The organism is Bradyrhizobium sp. cir1 (genome assembly GCF_014198245.1).
Classification (GTDB): domain Bacteria; phylum Pseudomonadota; class Alphaproteobacteria; order Rhizobiales; family Xanthobacteraceae; genus Bradyrhizobium.
This window is the reverse complement of the sequence record NZ_JACIHE010000001.1, coordinates 450,675-470,333: the sequence shown is the minus strand read 5'-3', so window position 1 is coordinate 470,333 and position 19,659 is coordinate 450,675. Positions and strand designations below refer to the sequence as shown.

The window sequence follows — 19,659 nt, the reverse complement described above, 5'->3', positions numbered from 1 at the left end:
CCGCCTAGGCGGCAGGCGTATTCCATGGGAGTCTCCGAACCCTTCATCCGCCGGCCCATCGCGACCTCGCTGCTCGGCATCGCGCTCCTGATCGGCGGGCTGCTCGGCTATTTCGCGCTGCCGGTCTCGGCGCTGCCGCAGGTCGACTTCCCGACCGTGCAGGTGACGACGCAGCTGCCGGGCGCCAGCCCCGACGTGATCGCCTCGCTGATTACCGCGCCGCTGGAGCGGCAGCTCGGCCAGATCCCGTCGCTGTCGGCGATGAATTCGACGAGCTCGTTCGGCGTCAGCCAGATCTCGCTGCAGTTCGACCTCAACCGCGATATCGACGGCGCGACGCAGGATGTGCAGGCCGCGATCAACGCGGCCGCCGGCGTGCTGCCCAAGACGCTGCCTTATCCGCCGACCTACGCCAAGGTGAACCCGGCGGATGCGCCTGTGATGACGCTGGCGCTGCGCTCCGACACGATCTCGCTGCGCGCGATGAGCGACATCGCCGACACGATTCTGGCGCAACGGCTGAGCCAGATCTCCGGCGTCGGGCGCGTCTCCGTGCTCGGCGGGCTGAAGCCGGCCGTGCGCATCCAGGCGGATCTGGCGCGCCTTGCCGCCTATGGCATCGCCATGGAAGACCTGCGCACCGCGATCGCCAATGCCAACGTATCAGGACCGAAGGGCTCGCTCGACGGCGCGCAGCAATCCTACATCATCGCCGCCAACGACCAGATCGCCGCGGCCGAGGCCTACAAGCCTGTCATCATCGCCTATCGTAACGGCTCGCCGGTCACGATCGCCGACGTCGCGCAGATCGTCGATGGCCTCGAGAACGACCGCACCGGCGGCTGGTACCAGGGCACGCCGGCCGTCATCATCGACATCCAGCGCCAGCCTGGCGCCAACGTCATCGACGTCGTCAGCCAGATCCGCGCCGAAATCCCGAAAGTCCAGCGCGCCATTCCGGCCGGCGTGAACCTGACCATCGTCTCCGACCGCACCGTCACCATCCGCGCTTCGGTGCGCGACGTGCAGTTCACGCTGATCCTCAGCGTGGTGCTGGTGACGCTTGTCGTGCTGTTGTTCCTGCGCTCGCTGCGGGCCACGCTGATCGCGGGCGTGGCGCTGCCGCTGTCGCTGATCACCAGCTTCGGCATCATGTATTTCGCCGGCTTCAGCCTCGACAATCTGTCGCTGATGGCGCTGACGATCGGCACCGGTTTCGTGGTCGACGACGCCATCGTCATGATCGAGAACATCGTCCGCCATATGGAGAACGGCGACGGGCCGATGCAGGCCTCGCTGAAGGGCGCCAGCGAAATCGGCTTCACCGTGATCTCGCTGACGGTGTCGCTGATCGCGGTGTTCATCCCGCTGCTGTTCATGTCGGGCCTCGTCGGGCGCATGTTCCGCGAATTCGCGCTGACGCTGACGATCGCGGTCGTGACCTCGGCCGTGGTGTCGCTGACGCTGACGCCGATGATGTGCTCGCGGCTGCTCAAGCATGCGCACGAGGAGCTGGCGGTTCCGGGCCTCGCCGCCATCAGCCGCTTCATCGACCGCACCGTCGAGTTCTATCACCGCACGCTGCTCTGGGTTTTGGAGCGCCAGCGCGCCACGCTGGTCGTGACCTTCGCGACGCTGATTGCAACCCTCGTTCTCTACGTCGTCGCGCCAAAAGGCTTCCTGCCGCTGCAGGACACTGCCTCGATCACAGCGGTGACGGAGGCGGGACCTGACGTCTCGTTCGCGGAAATGCAGAAGCGGCAGGCCGAGGCCGCCGACGCCATCAAGGCCGATCCCGACGTGGTCGGCGTGGTCTCCGTGATCGGTGCGGGCTCGGTCAACCCGACCACCAATGTCGGCCGTCTCGTCATGACGCTGAAGCCGCGCGGCGAGCGGCGCGACGATGTCGGCGTGGTCGTGACCCGGCTGAAGGAGCGGGTGGCGGGCATTCCCGGCATGACCGTTTATTTCCAGCCGGTGCAGGACGTGCAGATCTCGACCCAGTCGAGCCGCTCGCAATACCAGTACACGCTGACCGGCACCGATGCTGCGCTGGTGTCGGAATGGGCGCGCAAGCTGGTTGCGGAGATGCGGCGCGATCCCCTGTTCCGCGACGTCTCCTCGGAGGCGCAGGAGGGCGGCCTGCGGGCGCAGCTCGATGTCGACCGCACCCGGGCCGGACAGCTCGGCGTGAGCCTGCAAGGAATCACCGACACGCTGAATGACGCCTTCGCGCAGCGCCAGATCTCGACCATCTACGGCCAGGCCAACCAGTATCGCGTGGTGCTGGAGGCGCTGCCCATGTACCAGCGCGATCCCTCGATCCTGTCAAAACTCTATCTGCCGGGCGCGGCGAGCACGATCGTCGGCGCGCCCGGCGCGCAGGTGCCGCTGTCGGCGGTGGCGACGCTGAAGCGCACCACGGCGCCGCTCGCGATCTCGCACCAGGCGCAATTCCCGTCGGTGTCGCTCAGCTTCAACCTCGCGCCGGGCGCAGCGCTTGGCGATGCCGTCGAAGCCGTGAAGGCGATCGAGACCCGCATCGAAATGCCCAACAGCATCGTCGGCGTCTATGCCGGCGATGCCGCCGAATTCGCCAAGGCGCTCGCCGGTCAGCCCTGGCTGCTGCTTGCCGCCGTGATCACGATCTACATCGTGCTCGGCGTGCTCTATGAGAGTTACATCCACCCGATCACGATCCTGTCGACGCTGCCCTCGGCCGGCGTCGGCGCGATCCTGGCGCTGGTGCTGTGCGGGCAGGACCTCTCGGTGATCGGCCTGATCGGCATCATCCTGTTGATGGGCATCGTCAAGAAGAACGCGATCATGATGATCGACTTCGCGCTCGAGGCCGAGCGCGGGCAGGGGATCCCGGCGCATGAGGCCATCGTGCAGGCGTGCCTGTTGCGCTTCCGTCCGATCATGATGACGACGCTGGCGGCGCTGTTCGGCGCGCTGCCGCTCGCGATCGAGAGCGGCACCGGCGCCGAGCTGCGCTTTCCGCTCGGCATCTCCATCATTGGCGGCCTCCTGCTGAGCCAGCTGCTTACTCTCTACACCACGCCCGTGATCTATCTCGCGCTCGACCGCATCAACCGCCGCCTCGAGCAGGCGCTGCCGCCGGCCGAATCCGGCGGCCCGCCGGTCGCGGGCGCGACCGAGGGGATGTGAGTGATGGCGTCGATCTCGGAGCCCTTCATCCGCCGCCCGGTCGCAACCACGCTGCTGTCGATCGGGTTGTTCCTGCTGGGTGTGGTCGCCTACGAGTTCCTGCCCGTCGCCTCGGTTCCGAACGTTGACTTTCCCGCGATCTTCGTCTCGGCCAGCCGTCCGGGCGCCGACCCCTCCGTGATGGCGGCAACGGTGGCCTCGCCGCTGGAGCGGCGGCTGGGCGAGATATCCGGCATCAACCAGATCACCTCGACGAGTTCGCTCGGCACGACCAACATCCAGCTCCAGTTCGACATCGGCCGCAACATCGACAAGGCCGCGCGCGACGTGCAGGCGGCGATCAACGCCTCGCTGGTGGACTTGCCGAGCGACCTGCCGACGCTGCCGCGCTTCCGCAAGGCCAACACCGCGGGCGCGCCCGTCTTCGTGCTGGCGCTGACCTCGAAGACGCTGTCGGCGAGCGCGATCTACGACGTCGCCGACACGGTGCTGGCGCAGCGCATCTCGCAGGTGCCGGGCGTGGGAGATGTCACCGTCTCCGGCGCCGACCAGCCGGCGGTGCGGGTGCAGCTCAACCCCGTGGCGCTGTCGAACGCCGGCATTGCCACCGACGACGTCCGGACCGCGATCATCAACGCCAATCCGCTCGGACCTGTCGGCATCTTCAACGGCGAGCGCCAGAGCGAGACGCTGTCGCTGAACAAGCAGATGCGCACGGCGAAAGAGTTCCGCGACATCGTCATCAAGAGCTCCAACGGCAATTTCGCCCGGCTCTCCGACGTCGCCGACATCGAGGATTCCGTCCGCAACGCCCGCTCGATCGCCTGGTTCAACAAGCAGCCGGCGGTGCTGATCCAGATCACCAAGCAGGGCGATGCCAACGTCATCGACACCGTCGACCGGGTGAAGGCGCTGATCCCCGCGCTAAAGCAGTGGATTCCGGCCGGCGTCGAGATATCGACCCTGGTCGATCGCACCGGCACGATCCGCGCCAGCGTGCTGGACATGCAATGGACGCTGCTTGCGACCGCATTCCTGGTGATGGTCGTCGTGTTCGTGTTCCTGCGGCGGATGACGCCGACGATCGCCGCCGGCATCTCGGTGCCGCTGGCGCTGGCCGGCACCTGCGCCGGCATGTGGGTCGCGGGCTTCTCGATCGACAATCTGTCGCTGATGGCGCTCGCCATCTCCGTCGGCTTCGTGGTGGACGACGCCATCGTCATGATCGAGAACATGTTCCGCAATCTCGAGCACGGCATGCGGCCGTTCCAGGCGGCTCAGGAGGGGGCAAAGCAGATCGGCTTCACCGTGGTCTCGATCAGCCTGTCGCTGATTGCGGCCTTCACGCCGCTGATCTTCATGGACGGCATCGTCGGCCGCCTGCTGCGCGAATTCTCACTGACGCTGACCTTCGCGATCCTGGTCTCGACGCTGGTGTCGCTGACGGTGACGCCGATGATCTGCGCGCATTACATCCGGCAGACCACCTCCGGCACCGCGACGCTGTTCGACCGGATCATCGAGGGCTCGCTGTCGCGTATCGTCGCGTTCTATGCCCGTACCCTGCGCACCGTGCTGGAATATCCGATGCTGACGTTGCTGGTGTTCTTCGCCACGATCGGCCTCACGGTGACGCTCTACGTCAAGGTCCCCAAGGGTTATTTCCCGACCGACGATTCCGGCTTCATCATCGGCGCGACGCGCGCCTCGGCCGACATCTCGTTCCAGTCCATGCTCGGCCTGCAGCAGCGCCTCGCCGACATCGTGATGCAGGATCCCGCGGTGGCCGGCATCGGCTCGACCGTCGGCAGCGGAGGCGGGGGGCCGGGGCCGGCGACCTCGAACCGCGGCACCATGTTCATCAGCCTGAAGCCGCCGGAGGAGCGCGACCACGTCTCGACGCAGGTGGTGATCGACCGGCTGAGGCGCGCGCTGTTCCCGGTGCCCGGCATCCGCCTCTTCATGTTCGCCGCCCAGGACGTGCGCGCCGGCGGACGGCAGAGCGATTCCGATTACCAGTACACGCTCTCCTCGACCGATCTCGGCCTGTTGCAGAAATGGGCGCCGATCGTCGCCAAGCGCATGGAAAGCGTCGATGGCATCACCGACATCTCCAGCGACCGCGATCCCGGCGGGCTACAACTGACCTTGTCCATCGACCGCCAGAAGGCTTCGGCCCTCGGCGTCCGCGTCCAGGACATCGACAACGCGCTGAACAATGCGTTCTCGCAGCGGCAGATCTCGATCATCTACACCCAGCGCAACCAGTACATGACCGTGCTCGAGATCGATCCGAAATTCCAGGTCGATCCCTCCAACCTCGACCGCATCTATGTCGCCGGCGCGGGCGACGCGCAGGTGCCGCTGTCGGCCGTGGTGCATGCGACGCGCGGACTGGCCGCGCTCGCGGTCTACCATTCGCAATCGTTCCCCTCGACCACGGTGTCGTTCAACCTCTTGCCCGATGTGCCGCTCCAGGCTGCGACGCAAAACATCCAGCGTGCGGTCGAGGAGCTGCACATGCCTGAAGGCATTCGCGGCAGCTTCGACGGCAATGCCGGCGATTTCGCCAGGACCAGCGGTCGCCAGCCGCTGCTGATCCTCGGCGCGCTGGTGGCGATGTATATCGTGCTGGGGGTGCTCTACGAGAGCCTTGCCCATCCGCTCACGATCATCTCGACCTTGCCCTCGGCCGGCCTCGGCGCGCTATTGGCCCTGCAGCTGACCAATACGCCGCTGACGGTGATCGCCTTCGTCGGCATCATCCTGTTGATCGGCATCGTCAAGAAGAACGGCATCATGATGGTCGACTTCGCGCTCGACGCCGAGCGCCAGCGCGGCCTGTCCTCGGCGGAGGCGATTTTTGAAGCCTGCCAGGCGCGCTTCCGTCCCATCCTGATGACAACCATGGCGGCGCTGTTCGCCGGCATTCCGCTGGTGATCGCGACCGGTCCCGGCACGGAGCTGCGCCGTCCGCTCGGCATCACCATCATCGGCGGCCTGTTCGTCTCGCAGATCCTGACGCTCTACACCACGCCCGTGATCTACCTTCTGATCGATCGCCTGCGGCGCCGGTCCGAGCCGCGTCCAGTCCCTGCACCGGCGGAATAGGTTGTTGCAGCGCCGCGCGAAGCGTATAGCGGCGACCATGTCGAACCCGTCCGAGACCCCGGCCGCCGCGCCGGCCGAGCCGATCCCCGAATGCCCGCACTGTCAGAAGCCGATGCCGCTGTGCATCTGCGACAGTGTCACGCCCATCGAGAACCGGCTGTCGCTGCTGATCCTGCAGCATCCGCAGGAGCAGGACAGGGCGCTTGGCACCGCGCGGCTGCTGGCGAAGCATTTCACCGATGCCACGGTACGGGTCGGACTGTCCTGGCCGAGCCTGTCCAAGGCCCTGGGTCGGCCGGTCGAGAACGCCGCGCGCTGGGGGGTGCTCTATCTCGGCTCGGCCCGCGCGGCCGACCTCGAGGCCGAGGGCGAGATCGTGGCGCTGACCCGCAAGGGCGAGGTGGCGGAGAACCAGCGCGCGATCCTTGGCAAGCTCGAAGGCGTCGTGCTGCTCGACGGCACCTGGAGCCAGGCCAAGGCCTTGTGGTGGCGCAATCCCTGGATGCTGAAATGCCAGCGCGTGATCCTCAACCCGCAGAAGCCCTCGCGTTACGGACGCTTGCGCAAGGAGCCGCGCCGCGACGGCCTCTCGACCATCGAAGCGGCCGCAACGATTCTGGCCGGTCTCGAGCGGCGCCCTGATATCGCCGAGACCCTGCACGCCAGTTTCGAACGGATGCTGACCCGCTACCGCGAGGTCCAGGCCGAGATGCCGGAACTGGCACCCAAGCCCGCGCCGAAGGGCCGCCGGCGCGACTTCCGGCGCAGCAAGCGCGCCTGATTTCGGCCGGACATTTCCCTGTGCTGCCGGCGGCCCGCGGGGTTGCCTAAGCCATTGATCCCCTATATTGGTCCGCCCTTACGGGGCCACGTGGCGGAGTGGTTACGCAACGGTCTGCAAAACCGTGTACACCAGTTCAATTCTGGTCGTGGCCTCCATCGCAACCTTCTGATTTTCCAGCGCAAATTGCCATCGGCGCGAGTTCCGCCGAACGCGCGGATGAGGCTTGCCGCGCCTTGGCCACCGGGTTTGCCCGGGGGTGCGGTTCAGGCCCTGTGGCATGGACTTCGCCTCTGCGAAGAGACGCATCCAAAACCCTGGAGCTGGAGAGCACGTGGGCGACGTCGTTCGATTTGTCCCGAAATCCGAGCTGGAGCGGGCCCGCCTCATTGCCGAGGCGCGCGCGATCTATGACAGCATCTTCCCGCCGGCTGCACCCGACCGGGCGCCGCAGCAGGGCGAGGAGCGCGTCAAGACTTGATCCGGGCTGCGCCGGTCCCCGGCGCTCGGTGATGCCGAACCGCCCGCAAGGCGGGCGCGTCAGTTCACGGCAGAGCGGGCCTCAGCAGGCCGCGTACCAGCCGTCCGGAAAGGGCAGCAGGGGCCAGGCGCCCTCATTGTCGTTGGCGGCTTTGGGCGTTGCGGCGTACGACCACGAACGGGGCACGAATTCCTCCTCCGGCGCGGGCGCAAAATCTTCAATGATCATGGCGTCCCGGACGGCATCCAGCAGCAAGTTGAATTCGGCTTCGCTCATCACACCCTCGCAGAACGCGGATGGCGCAATGTCGCAAAGCCGGTTTGTTACCCGATTGAGCAGATCGTTCGCATTTTAACGATCCGGCGATCGGGGCCCGTTTGGTTAGCGATTCCTTAAAAATCCCCGCGGGAACCTAGGCGTCCGTGGCCCGTCGCCAGTGTGAAAGAGATCACATTCTCGGCGATTTATTTCTCCTACCCCTTCGCAACGACCGGCCAACGCGGGCCGGGAGCGGGCGGGCAGAACGGGAGACTTGGTCATGAAGGCAAGGTTCTTGCGGTTTGCGGGCGTGACGAGCCGGGCGCGCGGCGCCTCGACGGTCGGGCTGTTCCTGACGCTGTTTGCCTCGGCGGCTCATGCGCAGGGAACGGCAGAGCAGCGCCGGGCCTGCACCCCCGACGTCTACCGGCTCTGCGCCGGCGAGATTCCCAATGTCCGCGCCATCACGGCCTGCCTGCGCCGTAACCGATCAAGCTTGAGCGAGGCTTGCCGCTCGGTGTTCGACCAGGCCGGCGGCTGACATGCCAGGTCTGTGAATTTGTGCGCAGCAAGTGGCACGTACCGTCTCGCGAATCCGCCATAGTCGGCCTGTGGATATGCTGCGGACAGGCTGTGGAGTGCTGTGGATGCCGGCCGCAGATCCGTTCGCCTGGCGCCGTATCTCCGTCAGCAGGCGTCATATCTCTGTCAAATCGCCTCACCAGATGATTCCAGGATCGTACTGATCGCTGCACCATTCAGAGTGATTTGGTTCCGCCGAATTCGGAATCCCGAACCTGCATCGGCTTGCGACCAGCGAACAGTTTTTGTGCAGCTACTTGCCCAAATCGCGGGCCGCTTCCGTCCAATTTTTTGTACGCCCGCGGACAAGCTTTTCCGTGCGCTCTGCACCTAGGCTGACCTTCGAGTTCAGCAACATGGCCGAGTCCAGCCACATGGCCATGCCAATTCGAAGGAGCAGCACATGGACAGACGGGTTTTGCCCCAGGCGCGGCGGGGGATGGCGCGCACATCGATGCCGTGGCGCAAGGCCAGCTTCGGCGCGGCCATCGCTTTCGGCCTCGTCGCCGCCGCACCGCTGGGCGCACAGGCCGCAGCACCCGCCGCCTGCACCACGCTCCAGGAGAAATATCCGGACTGGAAGGGCAAGACGCTCGTCAACGCCATCAACCCGCACACGCCGGGCTATGAGACCATCGATCCCAAGGATCCCAGCAAATATATCGGCTTCGACATCGATCTCGGCGAAGCTATCGGCGAATGCCTCGGCTTCAAGCTGACCTACAAGCCCGTGGTGTTCGCAGCGCTCCTGACCACGCTTTCGGCGGGCCAGGCCGACATCGTGATCTCCGACATCTACGCCACCAAGGAGCGCGCCAAGGCCGCCGACTTCATCACCTACTCGAAGGTGTTCGACGGCGTGCTGGTCGCCAAGGGCAATCCGAAGGGCATCAACGGCATCAACATGTCGATGTGCGGCGCGGCCGCGGCCGAGAACACCGGCTATGTCGAGGTGCCCCTGATCCAGGCGCTGATGCCGGAATGCAAGAAGGCCGGCAAGGCGGAGCCGACCATCCAGCTCTACGACAACAACGCCAACTGCATCCAGGCGATCCTCGCCGGCCGCGCCGACACCTATGTCAACGACGTCAACACGGTCGACAGCGCGGTGAAGGCCTATCCGGACAAGCTGGAGAAGGCGATCGCGGTGACGATCCCGTATTCGGTCGGCATCGCCGTTCCCAAGGACAAGCCGAAATTCCGTGACGCCGTGCTCGCCGCGCTGATCGAGGTGCAGAAGGCCGGCACGCACATGGAGCTTCTGAAGAAGCACGGGCTCGATGTGAACAACTTCAAGGAGCCGGACATTCTCACGGCTGACTGATGTCGCTGTTCCTCCATTACCTGAGCATGCCGTATCTGCTCGAGGGCATCGAGCTCACCCTCGAGGTGACTGCCCTCGGGCTCGGCGGCGGATTGATCCTCGGATTGATCCTCGCCGGCATGCAGCTCTCGCGCTTCTGGCCGCTGGCGGCGATCGCCAGGGCCTACACCGTGATCTTCCGCGGCACGCCGCTGATCCTGCAAATGGTGTTCGCCTACGACGCGCTGCCGCATATCGGCATCAAGCTGCCGGCGGTGCTGGCCGCCGGTCTCGCGCTCGCCTGCAACGAGGCGCCGTTCATCGCGGAGATGCTACGCGCCGGCGTGCTCGGCGTCGACCGCGGGCAGGTGACTGCGGGGCAGGCGCTCGGCATGACGCCCCGAATCCTGATGTGGCGGGTGATCGCGCCGCAGGCGATCCGCACCATGATTCCGGCTTTCGGCAACGAGGCCGTCAGTGCGCTGAAGAATTCCTCGCTCGCCTCCGTCGTCGCGGTCCAGGAGCTGACGCTGCGCTCGACCCAGCTGGCGTCCTCCACATTCGACTTCTTCTCGATCTTCTTCGCTTCGGGCCTGCTCTATCTGGTGCTGACCGCGACCATCAGTGGCATCCAGCTTTTCGTCGAATGGCTGCTCGATCTCGACCGTACGAAGGGCCGCGAGCGCAAGCTCCCCGATTATCTGCCCTGGCGCCGCGTCGACCTGGTCTCCAAGCTGGAGCTTGCCGATGCGACCGCTATCGATCCCGAGCCCGCGCAGGCAGAGCTCACGGATATGCCGCCGCTGGCCCTGACCCGGGAGGAACGCGCCCGCCGCACCGCGACGATCGCGCGCAACAACATCGCGGTCGAGGTCAAGGATCTCACCAAGAGCTACGGTCCGCAAAAGGTCCTCGACGGTCTCGACCTCACGGTCCGTGTGGGCGAGGTGGTGGCGCTGCTCGGTCCGAGCGGTTCAGGCAAGAGCACGCTGCTCCGCTGTATCAATCATCTCGAAAACTGGGATGCCGGCACCGTGCGCGTCGGCGGCCGGCGCCTCGGCTTTGGCGAAGACGGCAAGCGGCTGTCGCCGCGTGCCGTCGCCAACGAGCGGGCCAGCGTCGGCGTGGGCATGGTGTTCCAGCAGTTCAATTTGTTCGCCCATCTCTCGGCGAAGGAGAACATCGCCGGGCCCCTGCGCTGGGTCCACGGCATGACCCGCATCGATGCCGACCGCCGCGCCACCGAGCTGCTCGATAACGTCGGGCTGTCACATCGCGCCGATGCGCTGCCGCGGCATCTCTCCGGCGGCCAGCAGCAGCGTGTCGCCATCGCGCGCGCGCTTGCGCCCAATCCGAGCGTGCTGTTGCTGGACGAGCCGACCTCGGCGCTCGACCCTGAACTCGTCAACGAGGTTCTGGAGGTGATCCGGCGTCTCGCCATCGACGACGGCCTCACCATGATCATCTCGACGCACCAGATCCGCTTCGCCGACGAGGTCGCCGACCGAGTCGCTTTCCTGAACGGCGGCGCGATCATCGAGGAGGGGCCGGCGCACGAGGTGCTCTCCAACCCGCGCAATGCGCTGACGGCGCGGTTCCTCAGCGTGATGGAAGCCGACAAGACTCCGGAGGCGGTGCGATGAGCGGCGCGTCCACAAGGTTCAAGACTCCCGAAGAGGCCACCTCATGAAGCATGTCACGCTGCCGGTTTCGCCGAAAACCGTCCACTGGGGCTATTTCTCCAAAAAGGTCACCCCGGCCCTGACGCTGCGCTCCGGGGATCGCGCCACCATCGAGACGCTGACCCATCACGCCAACGACGATTACGAGCGCATGATCCAGGGCGATGCCGGCGCCGAGAGCGTGTTCCAGTGGACGCGCGAGCACAAGGCCGTGGCGCGGCGCGGCTCCGGCCCGACGGAAGGCCCGTTCATCCGCGGAGCAGGCGAGGGGATCGGGGTGCATTTGCTCACCGGCCCGGTCGCAATCGAAGGTGCCGAGCCCGGAGATATTCTCGAAGTGCGCATCCTCGATATCAGGCCGCGGCCAAGCTGCAGCGCCTGCCATGCCGGCCGCTGCTTCGGCTCCAACGTCGCCGCGAACTGGGGCTTTCACTATCACGATCTGATCGAGGAGCCGAAGCCGCGCGAGGTCGTCACCATCTTCGAGCTGGACACGTCAGGCGAGCCCCATGCGAAGGCGGTCTACAATTATGTCTGGACGCCGCAGACCGATCCTGACGGCATCGTGCATCCGACCATCGACTATCCCGGTGTCCGCGTCGACCACGCCACCATCAAAAAGCGCGAGAACATCCTCTCCAGCGTGAAGGTGCCCGCACGATTGCATTTCGGCACCATGGGCCTCGCGCCGTCGGAAGCCGATTTCGTCAGCTCGATCCCGCCGAGCTACACCGGCGGCAATATCGACGACTGGCGCATCGGCAAGGGCGCGCGGATGTTCTATCCGGTTGCCGTGCCCGGCGCCTATTTCTCGGTCGGCGATCCCCATGCCGCGCAGGGCGACAGCGAGCTTGGCGGCACCGCGATCGAGACCTCGCTGACCGGCGATTTCGAATTCATCCTGCACAAGAAGGCTGATCTGGCCGGCACCCATCTGGAAGGCCTCGACCATCCCATGCTGGAGACCGACCACGCCTGGTCGTTCTACGGCTTCACCTACCCGAACTACCTCGTGGCGCTCGGCACTGAGGCGCAAACCGAGATTGCCAATCACAGCAGTCTCGACCGTGCGATGCGCGATGCGTTCAGAAAACTCCGCCGGTTCCTGATGACCGTGCACGGCCTCAGCGAGGACGAGGCGATCTCGCTGATGTCGGTCGGCGCCGATTTCGGCGTCACCCAGGTGGTCGATGCCAATTGGGGCGTCCACGGCACGATCCGAAAGAACATGTTTCGATGCGACTGAATCTCTCAACTTCGTCATTCCGGGGCGACGCAACGCGTCGAACCCGGAATCCATTTCACCACTGTCTTCTGCGCGCAATGGATTCCGGGTTCGCGCTTGCGCGCGCCCCGGAATGACGAAGAGGGCTCGCCATACTCTAATACTTTGAGGAATCTTCCAATTCCCGGATGAACACTTGACCAACGAGCCCCATTTGCGGCCCGTCGCGGCGACGGATGACCGCGTTCGTCTGGCACAGAGGTTGCTTCGATCGACTGCAATCTGGGTCGATCCGATGAGCTTCCGGCCGTTCACGAGCGAGTCCTACGCGCAAGACGACCGCCCCGAAGCCTGGCGGGACGTGCTGGCGGCGGTCGGCCTGCAGCCGGCAGGCGGGCACTCCTTCTTTGACGGGCACGCAACCGCCTCGCATCGCCAGACCGCAGGTGTTGCGCTGACGCGCATGGCCGCTGGCGCGCAGAGCGTCGCGCCTCTCTCGCAAGCTAGTGAAGACCTCCCCATCGCGCTGATGCCGGTCGAGGACGGCATGGTGCTCAGAAGCGCCGGCGGTCACCGCATCGTTCCCGTCGGCCATCTTGTGCTGCTGCCGCGCAGCGGCGACTGGAGCATCGTGTTCCAGCGCGACATGCGCGCCATCGTGCTGTCGGTGACCTCCGAAGCGTTGCACGGACGCCTGTCGGGCAAGCCGCGGCTTGGCGAGCCTCGCGTGGTTCCACCGGGCGGTTTCGCCGATGTGTTCGCGCGCATGCTGGATGCGACCGCGCGCACGCTCGACAGCTTGAGCGATGCCGAATGGAATTCGCTTGCGCAGTCGCTGGTCGATCTGCTGCTGACGCTTGCGCATCAACTGGCGGCATCGACGTCCGATGCCGGGTCGAGCGCGACGCAGGCCGCGCTGCTGCACCGGATCTGCCAGACCATCGAACGCCGGCTCGACGATCCCGACCTTGTGCCGGCGCGGGTCGCGCAAGCCGAGGGCATTTCCGAACGTTACCTGCAAAAGCTGTTCGAAACGGTCGGCGACAATTTTACCCACTACGTTCGCGAGCGTCGTCTCCAGCGCGCCTGGGCGGATCTCTCCAACCCGAGCGAGGCGCATCGCTCGATCTCGGAGATCGCCTACGCCTATGGCTTTGGCGATTCCGCGCATTTCAGCCGGGCCTTCCGTCATCGCTTCGGCCTGCCGCCGCGCGAGTTTCGCCAGCAGGAGGCGGAGCGGGCGACCTCGCAGCATGGCGTCGCCGGCCAGCGCGGCTGGCCACTGGAGGCGCTGGCGCAGCTTCGCGCGCATCCGAGCATCGAGGCCCGCAGCAACGTCGCCTGTGCCGGCGCCGAGGAGCGCACCACCACGGAGCGCAGGCATCATCATCTCCCGGTCGAGGCCAGCCGCGTTCATTGGGGCTATTTCAGCCGCTCATTGGCGCCGCAGATCGAGATCGCCTCGGGCGATACCATCACCATCGAAACTCTGACGCAGCACGCCTCCGATGCCCCTGACATGATGATCGCCGGTGATGCAGCCGCCGAAAGCGTGTTCGGCTGGACCCGGAACAAGAAGAACGTCGACCGCCGCGGCGCAGGACCGATGGATGCCAGCGTGTTCGGCCGCGGTGCCGGCGAGGGGTTTGGCGTGCACATCTGCACCGGGCCCGTCGCTGTGAAGGACGCCCAGCCCGGCGATGTGCTGGAGGTGCGCATCCTCGACATCGTGCCGCGGGCGAGCCGGAGCCCGAACCATGCCGGGCGCGTGTTCGGCTCCTCGGTGGCGGCCTGGTGGGGCTATCACTACAACGAGTTTCTCGGCGGTCCCAAGCCGCGCGAGGCCGTGACCATTTACGAGATCTTTGACGATGTGGACGCGCCGCATGCCCGCGCGCTCTATTCCTATCGCTGGGAGCCGCAGACCGATCCCTTTGGCGTGGTGCATGCCACCTACGACTATCCCGGCGTTCCCGTCACACCCGGTACGATCAAGCGCCGCCACGCCGTGCTCGACGGCATCCGCATTCCCTTGCGGCCGCATTTCGGCGTGATCGCGGTGGCGCCGCGCGAGGTCGATTTCGTCGATTCCGTGCCGCCGTCCTATTTCGGCGGCAATCTCGACAATTGGCGGCTGGGGAAGGGAGCGACCGTCTATCTTCCGGTCTCCGTGCCCGGCGCGCTGCTGTCGGTCGGCGATCCCCACGCAGCCCAAGGCGACGGCGAGCTCAGCGGCACCGCGATCGAGTGCTCGATGACCGGCACCTTCGAGGTGATCCTGCACAAGAAAGCCGATCTCGCTGGCCGTCCCTTCGCCGATCTCTCTTATCCCCTGATCGAGACCGCCACCGATTGGGTGCTGACCGGCTTCAGCCACCCCAACTATCTCGCCGAATTCGGCGCGCAAGGGCAGAGCGAGGTCTATGCAAAGTCCTCGCTCGACCTCGCCATGAAGGATGCGTTCCGCAAGATGCGGCGCTTCCTGATGAACACCAAAGGGCTCAGTGAGGACGAGGCGATCGCACTGATGTCGGCCGCCGTCGATTTCGGCGTCACGCAGGTCGTCGACGGCAATTGGGGCGTGCACGCCATCCTCAGCAAGCGCCTGTTCCAGAGCGCGACTTAACAAGGACACATCGAGTGAAATTCCACATGATCAGCGGCGGACCGAAACCGGTCGCACCCTTCAGCCACGCCGTCGAGACTGACGGCTTTGTGTTCGTCACTGGCCAGATGCCGGACACGCCGCAAGCGCCGGGCGTGTTGCCCGACGGCATCGTCGCGCAGACCCGCGCCGTGATGGAGAACCTGAAGGTCGTTCTGGCGGGCCTCGATCTCGACCTCGAGCACGTCGTGATGACGCGCGTCTATCTGACGCGCTTCAAGGAAGACTACACGGCTATGAACGAGACCTATCGCAGCTTCTTCGCTGCCGACCGCCTGCCGGCCCGCACCTGCGTCGGCGTCACCGGATTGGCCTACGACGCGCTGATCGAGATCGACCTGGTGTGCCGGCGGCCGTGAGGCCAGCTTTCGTAGCCCGGATGAGCGAAGCGATATCCGGGACCACCGCTCGCACGAATCCCGGATGTCGCTTCGCGATGTGATGAAGCAAAGCTCGGGCGAGATATGCCGCGAGGATGCGACGGTGTGTCTACGATTGAGATGTGCGTTTGAAGGAGCGGCGCTCCTCCACACTCCGTCATTGCGAGCGCAGCGAAGCAATCCAGAATATTTCCGCGGAGGGATTCTGGATTGCTTCGTCGCAAGAGTCGCAATGACGAGCCGAGAGAGTGACGGCCTGCCTAACGCTCCCCGCATTTCGTCTCAAATTGCAACCCGCGCGTGCAAGAAGTCTTGATCGGCGATGAGCTAGGTGTGATCTGCCGCCTTGAACGGGCCGCCTGTCGGCAGCGACTAACCAGCAGAGTGCCTAGGGATCAGTGGAACGTGATCGAGCTTCCCCTTCCTAAAGCACCAAAATGGTGCTTTAGTGCTTTCCATGAGCCAGTCGCCCCGAAACGCGCCGTCCGCGCTGCGTTACAGGCTTGCCCCCGACCCGGCCGCCAAGGCCGCCATCGAGGCGACATTCCAGGCCTATGACCGCATGATGGAGATCCTCGACGAGGTGGCCCGGACCCACAATGTGGGTTCCAACGTCGTCCTGCTCCACGCCCACGCCTATGAGCCGATCCGGAAACAGACCGCGCTGCCCTCGCGGCTGGTGACGCTCGGCCTGCGCGACCGCACGGAGTATCGCGCGGCGCAAGGCCGCCGCCTGCCGCTCGACGACAAGCTCGCCAAGATCAAGGGCCCCGCCACCATTTCGATTGCGACCGTGCAAGGGCGCTTCAGCGTGCCCTTCGACTACGCCGGCTATGCCGAGGGCTGGGGGCAGAGCGTGCCCGCGCACCTCATCCGCACCGACGACGGTTTCGAAGTTCACTACGGCGTCACGCCGAACAGCCTGCCAGAGGAGGAGAACGCTATGGATACCATCGCTGCCGCCCCCGACAACTTCCTGTCCCGGGTCGGGCGCCTGATCGCCGGGATCGCCTATGACGCGATCGAGCAGGCGGAAGGCAAGAACAAGCTCAAGGTGGTCGGACAGGCCATCCGCGAGATCGAACGTGCGGAAGGCGAGGCGCGCGACGCGCTCGCGGCCGCGCGCGCCGAGGAATACCGCCTCAACGCGCGCCGTACCGAGATCGAGCGCGAGATGACCGATCTCGCCGCCAAGATCGAGGGCGCGATCGCTGACAGCCGCGACGATCTCGCCCGCGCCGGTATCGCGCGGCAGATGGATCTGGAGGCGCAGTTCGAGGTGCTCTCCCGCGCCATCGACGAGAACAACGAGAAGATCGAGCAATGCGTGACCTCGCTGCGTGCGGTGCTGTCGGCGCTCCAGGATGCCGAGCAGCGCCGCGCCGATCTCGAAAAGAGCGAGGCACATGCGAGCCATCAGGCCTCGACGTCGCCCCGGAAGTCGGGCGGGACGTCCGCAGCAGCCAAGGCCTTGCGGGCTGGCAGGGCGGTGGCGCGCGCAACCGGCGTGCCGCAGGGCATCCCGTATTCCAGCGACATCGATGAACTGAGCTCGCTTCATCGCGACAAGGAGATTGCGGCGAGGCTGGCGCGGTTGAAGTCGCGCTCCTGAGTGCCGTGTCATGAGCGCATTGCTCGAACACGTCATGTCGCCCGAGGTCAGGCCGTTCGCGATCGCGGCGGCCATGATCGTCATCGTCGGCTCGCTCGAGGTGGTCACGATGCTGGTCGGGGCCTCCCTCAGCGAGATGCTCGGCACCAGCGTCGATTTCAGCCATCCCAGCGATAACGGCGTGCTCAACGCCATCTCCTGGATCAATGTCGGCGGCGTGCCGCTGCTGATCTTCCTGCTGCTGGTGCTGGGCGCCTTCTCCATCACCGGTTTCCTGATCCAGGACATCGCGCGGATGGTGGCCGGGCCCTTGCCGGCGACGGTCGCCTCGATCGGGGCCGTCGCGGTGTCGGTACCGCTGGTGCGCGCCGCCAGCGGCGCCATCGCGCGGATCATTCCCAAGGACGAGAGCTATGTCGTCGGCCTCGGCGATCTCGTCGGCCGCGTCGGTGAGGTCGTCATCGGTCCGCTCGACCAGGGGCCGCCCGGCCGAGTCAGCGTCGCCGACGTCCATGGCAACCGCCACTTTGTCCTGGCGGTCGCAGCACCTTCGTCGTCGCCCCTGCCGCAGGGAACCCTGGTCCTGCTGGTCGATCGCGATGGCACCCGCTTCGTGGCGGTGAAGGCCGAGGATGAACTCAAACCGTCGAAGCCACCTCTAAGCACTTAGCAAGTCATTCATTGGAGAAAGTCATGTTCGACATCGCAGTCCCGGCCATGATCGGCGTCGCGCTGATCGTCGTTCTGGGGATCGTCTTCACCATTCTCTACAAGCGCGCTACGCGTGACGAGGCCTTTGTGCGCACCGGCCTCGGCGGCAAGAAGGTCGTGCTCGACGGCGGCGCCATGATCCTGCCGATCTTCCACTCCTATGCCAGCGTCAACCTGAAGACGCTCCGGCTGACCGTCGAGCGCAAGGAGCGGGAATCCCTGATCACCAAGGATCGCCTGCGCGTCGACATCGTCGCCGAGTTCTACGTGCGCGTCCGCCCGGACGAGGAAAGCATCGCGCTGGCAAGCCAGACGCTGGGCGCACTGACCAACGATGCCGAGGCGCTGCGCAACCAGGTCGAGGCGAAATTCGTCGACGGCCTGCGCTCGGTCGCCGCGACCATGAGCATCCTGGAGCTTCAGGAGAAGCGCTCGGACTTCGTCAAGCACGTGCAGTCGACGGTCGAGTCCGACGTGAAATCCAACGGGCTCGAGCTTGAATCGGTGTCGCTGACCAAGCTGGACCAGACCGACGTCAAATTCTTCAACCCGGAGAATTTCTTCGATGCCGAAGGCCTCACCCAGTTGAAGACGGTGACCGAGACCCGCCGCCGCGACCGCAACGCCATCGTGCGCGATAACGAGGTGGCGATCGCGCAAAAGGACCTCGAGGCGCGGCAGCAGACCCTCGGGATCGAGCGGACCAAGAAGGAAGCCGAGCTGTCGCAGGAGCGCGACATCGCCAACAAGACCGCCAGCACCCGCGCCGAGGTCGCGACCGCGACCCAGACCGCGCGCCTCACCGAGGAGAACGCCCGCATCGACACCGACAGGGCGGTCGCCGAGAAGGAGGCGGGCGCCAAGCAGGTCAAGGAAACCGCTGTGATCGAGTCCGATCTCGCAATCAACAAGCGCAAGACCGACGCCCAGCGCGAGATCCAGATCGCGACGCAGGAGAACGAGATCCAGATCGCGGCCAAGAGCAAGCAGACCTCGGAAGCCGTTGCGGAGGCCAAGACGGCCGAAGCACTGGCGGTCTCGGCGGAGGAAAAGGTCGTCACCGCACGCGCGGTCGAGGTCGCCGACCGCGCCCGTCTCACCCAGGTGCTCGCCGCACGCACCGAGGCCGAGCGCAAGTCGACCGAATTGATCGTCGCGGCCGAAGCCGAGAAGAAGGCCTCGCTCGACCGTGCCGAGGCAGTGAAGACCCTGGCCACCGCCGAAGCCGAGTCCAACAAGATCAAGGCTGTCGGCGTCCGCAACATCGGCGAGGCGGAAGCTGCCGTCATCACCATGAAGAACGAGGCGCAGAACAAGCTCGGCAGCAACGTCATCGATTTCGAGATCGCCAAGAAGCGGATCGAGACCATGCCCTCGGCGCTGGCCGAGATGGTGAAGCCGATCGCCAACCTCAAGGACGTCCGCATCCTGCACACCGGCGGTGCGTTCGGCGGCAACGGCGCAGGTAGCGGCAATGTCGGTTTCGGCGAAGGCCTTGCCGGCGAGCTGCTCAAGGTGCACGCGCTGCGTCCGATGATCGACGAGATCCTGCGCCAGAGCGGCTTTGCGCCGGGCGACGATCCCGTGAAGGCGCTGGTCGGCGCCGTGACCGGCAAAAGCAACGGCGCCGCAGTGCCGGCGCCCGCGTCGGAGAAAACAAACAGCGCCGATCTATGAATGCCGGTTCATTGCTGCTG

The 19,659-nt window shown here is 65.7% G+C and carries 14 protein-coding genes and 1 tRNA gene; 14 read left to right on the top strand and 1 reads right to left on the bottom strand.

Annotated features, from left to right (window positions below):
• The first annotated feature begins 24 nt into the window (after positions 1 to 24).
• The 5 genes from GGD63_RS02250 (at position 25) to GGD63_RS02230 (ending at position 7,544) form a co-directional block, all read left to right on the top strand.
• Positions 25 to 3,171 (top strand): efflux RND transporter permease subunit, encoded by a 3,147-nt coding sequence (locus GGD63_RS02250; RefSeq protein ID WP_183239260.1) that lies wholly within the window; start codon positions 25 to 27, stop codon positions 3,169 to 3,171.
• 3 nt (positions 3,172 to 3,174) lie between these two features.
• Positions 3,175 to 6,282: an efflux RND transporter permease subunit gene (locus GGD63_RS02245; protein ID WP_183239259.1), complete on the top strand. Its 3,108-nt coding sequence runs from the start codon at positions 3,175 to 3,177 to the stop codon at positions 6,280 to 6,282.
• A 37-nt stretch (positions 6,283 to 6,319) separates the two neighbouring features.
• Positions 6,320 to 7,063, top strand: coding sequence for a tRNA-uridine aminocarboxypropyltransferase (locus tag GGD63_RS02240; protein WP_183239258.1), 744 nt, complete (start codon positions 6,320 to 6,322; stop codon positions 7,061 to 7,063).
• 84 nt (positions 7,064 to 7,147) lie between these two features.
• Positions 7,148 to 7,221 (top strand) — tRNA-Cys (locus GGD63_RS02235).
• A 176-nt stretch (positions 7,222 to 7,397) separates the two neighbouring features.
• Positions 7,398 to 7,544: a hypothetical protein gene (locus tag GGD63_RS02230; protein ID WP_167361661.1), complete on the top strand. Its 147-nt coding sequence runs from the start codon at positions 7,398 to 7,400 to the stop codon at positions 7,542 to 7,544.
• Positions 7,545 to 7,625: 81 nt separating this feature from the next.
• Here GGD63_RS02230 and GGD63_RS02225 read toward each other — a convergent pair whose 3' ends face one another.
• Positions 7,626 to 7,820 carry a hypothetical protein gene (locus GGD63_RS02225; RefSeq protein WP_183239257.1) on the bottom strand — a complete coding sequence of 65 codons (195 nt, stop codon included), beginning with the start codon at positions 7,818 to 7,820 and terminating at the stop codon, positions 7,626 to 7,628.
• A 262-nt stretch (positions 7,821 to 8,082) separates the two neighbouring features.
• Between GGD63_RS02225 and GGD63_RS02220 the strand changes: the two genes are divergently transcribed.
• The 9 genes from GGD63_RS02220 (at position 8,083) to GGD63_RS02180 (ending at position 19,639) form a co-directional block, all read left to right on the top strand.
• Positions 8,083 to 8,343 (top strand): hypothetical protein, encoded by a 261-nt coding sequence (locus GGD63_RS02220; protein ID WP_183239256.1) that lies wholly within the window; start codon positions 8,083 to 8,085, stop codon positions 8,341 to 8,343.
• A gap of 480 nt (positions 8,344 to 8,823) precedes the next feature.
• Positions 8,824 to 9,708, top strand: a complete 885-nt coding sequence (locus tag GGD63_RS02215) for an ABC transporter substrate-binding protein (RefSeq protein ID WP_183239683.1) — start codon at positions 8,824 to 8,826, stop codon at positions 9,706 to 9,708.
• Positions 9,708 to 11,330 carry an amino acid ABC transporter permease/ATP-binding protein gene (locus GGD63_RS02210; RefSeq protein ID WP_183239255.1) on the top strand — a complete coding sequence of 541 codons (1,623 nt, stop codon included), beginning with the start codon at positions 9,708 to 9,710 and terminating at the stop codon, positions 11,328 to 11,330. Before GGD63_RS02215 ends, GGD63_RS02210 begins: the two co-directional genes overlap by 1 nt.
• A gap of 43 nt (positions 11,331 to 11,373) precedes the next feature.
• Positions 11,374 to 12,615: an acetamidase/formamidase family protein gene (locus tag GGD63_RS02205; protein ID WP_183239254.1), complete on the top strand. Its 1,242-nt coding sequence runs from the start codon at positions 11,374 to 11,376 to the stop codon at positions 12,613 to 12,615.
• A 274-nt stretch (positions 12,616 to 12,889) separates the two neighbouring features.
• Positions 12,890 to 15,220 carry an acetamidase/formamidase family protein gene (locus GGD63_RS02200; protein WP_183239682.1) on the top strand — a complete coding sequence of 777 codons (2,331 nt, stop codon included), beginning with the start codon at positions 12,890 to 12,892 and terminating at the stop codon, positions 15,218 to 15,220.
• A gap of 14 nt (positions 15,221 to 15,234) precedes the next feature.
• On the top strand, positions 15,235 to 15,618 hold the full coding sequence (locus GGD63_RS02195) for a RidA family protein (RefSeq protein WP_183239253.1): 384 nt from the start codon (positions 15,235 to 15,237) through the stop codon (positions 15,616 to 15,618).
• Between the two features lie 469 nt (positions 15,619 to 16,087).
• A complete protein-coding gene (locus GGD63_RS02190; protein ID WP_183239252.1) occupies positions 16,088 to 17,251 on the top strand; it encodes a PspA/IM30 family protein in 1,164 nt (387 codons plus the stop codon).
• 10 nt (positions 17,252 to 17,261) lie between these two features.
• Positions 17,262 to 17,921, top strand: a complete 660-nt coding sequence (locus tag GGD63_RS02185) for an OB-fold-containig protein (protein WP_183239251.1) — start codon at positions 17,262 to 17,264, stop codon at positions 17,919 to 17,921.
• A gap of 23 nt (positions 17,922 to 17,944) precedes the next feature.
• Positions 17,945 to 19,639, top strand: a complete 1,695-nt coding sequence (locus GGD63_RS02180) for a flotillin family protein (protein ID WP_183239250.1) — start codon at positions 17,945 to 17,947, stop codon at positions 19,637 to 19,639.
• The last annotated feature ends 20 nt before the right edge of the window (positions 19,640 to 19,659 follow it).

Coding starts and splice junctions, on each gene's coding strand:
- GGD63_RS02250 (WP_183239260.1), top strand. CDS start 25: ATGGGAGTCTCCGAACCCTTCATCCGCCGGCCCATCGCGACCTCGCTG.
- GGD63_RS02245 (WP_183239259.1), top strand. CDS start 3,175: ATGGCGTCGATCTCGGAGCCCTTCATCCGCCGCCCGGTCGCAACCACG.
- GGD63_RS02240 (WP_183239258.1), top strand. CDS start 6,320: ATGTCGAACCCGTCCGAGACCCCGGCCGCCGCGCCGGCCGAGCCGATC.
- GGD63_RS02225 (WP_183239257.1), bottom strand. CDS start 7,820: ATGAGCGAAGCCGAATTCAACTTGCTGCTGGATGCCGTCCGGGACGCC.
- GGD63_RS02220 (WP_183239256.1), top strand. CDS start 8,083: ATGAAGGCAAGGTTCTTGCGGTTTGCGGGCGTGACGAGCCGGGCGCGC.
- GGD63_RS02215 (WP_183239683.1), top strand. CDS start 8,824: ATGGCGCGCACATCGATGCCGTGGCGCAAGGCCAGCTTCGGCGCGGCC.
- GGD63_RS02210 (WP_183239255.1), top strand. CDS start 9,708: ATGTCGCTGTTCCTCCATTACCTGAGCATGCCGTATCTGCTCGAGGGC.
- GGD63_RS02205 (WP_183239254.1), top strand. CDS start 11,374: ATGAAGCATGTCACGCTGCCGGTTTCGCCGAAAACCGTCCACTGGGGC.
- GGD63_RS02200 (WP_183239682.1), top strand. CDS start 12,890: ATGAGCTTCCGGCCGTTCACGAGCGAGTCCTACGCGCAAGACGACCGC.
- GGD63_RS02185 (WP_183239251.1), top strand. CDS start 17,262: ATGAGCGCATTGCTCGAACACGTCATGTCGCCCGAGGTCAGGCCGTTC.
- GGD63_RS02180 (WP_183239250.1), top strand. CDS start 17,945: ATGTTCGACATCGCAGTCCCGGCCATGATCGGCGTCGCGCTGATCGTC.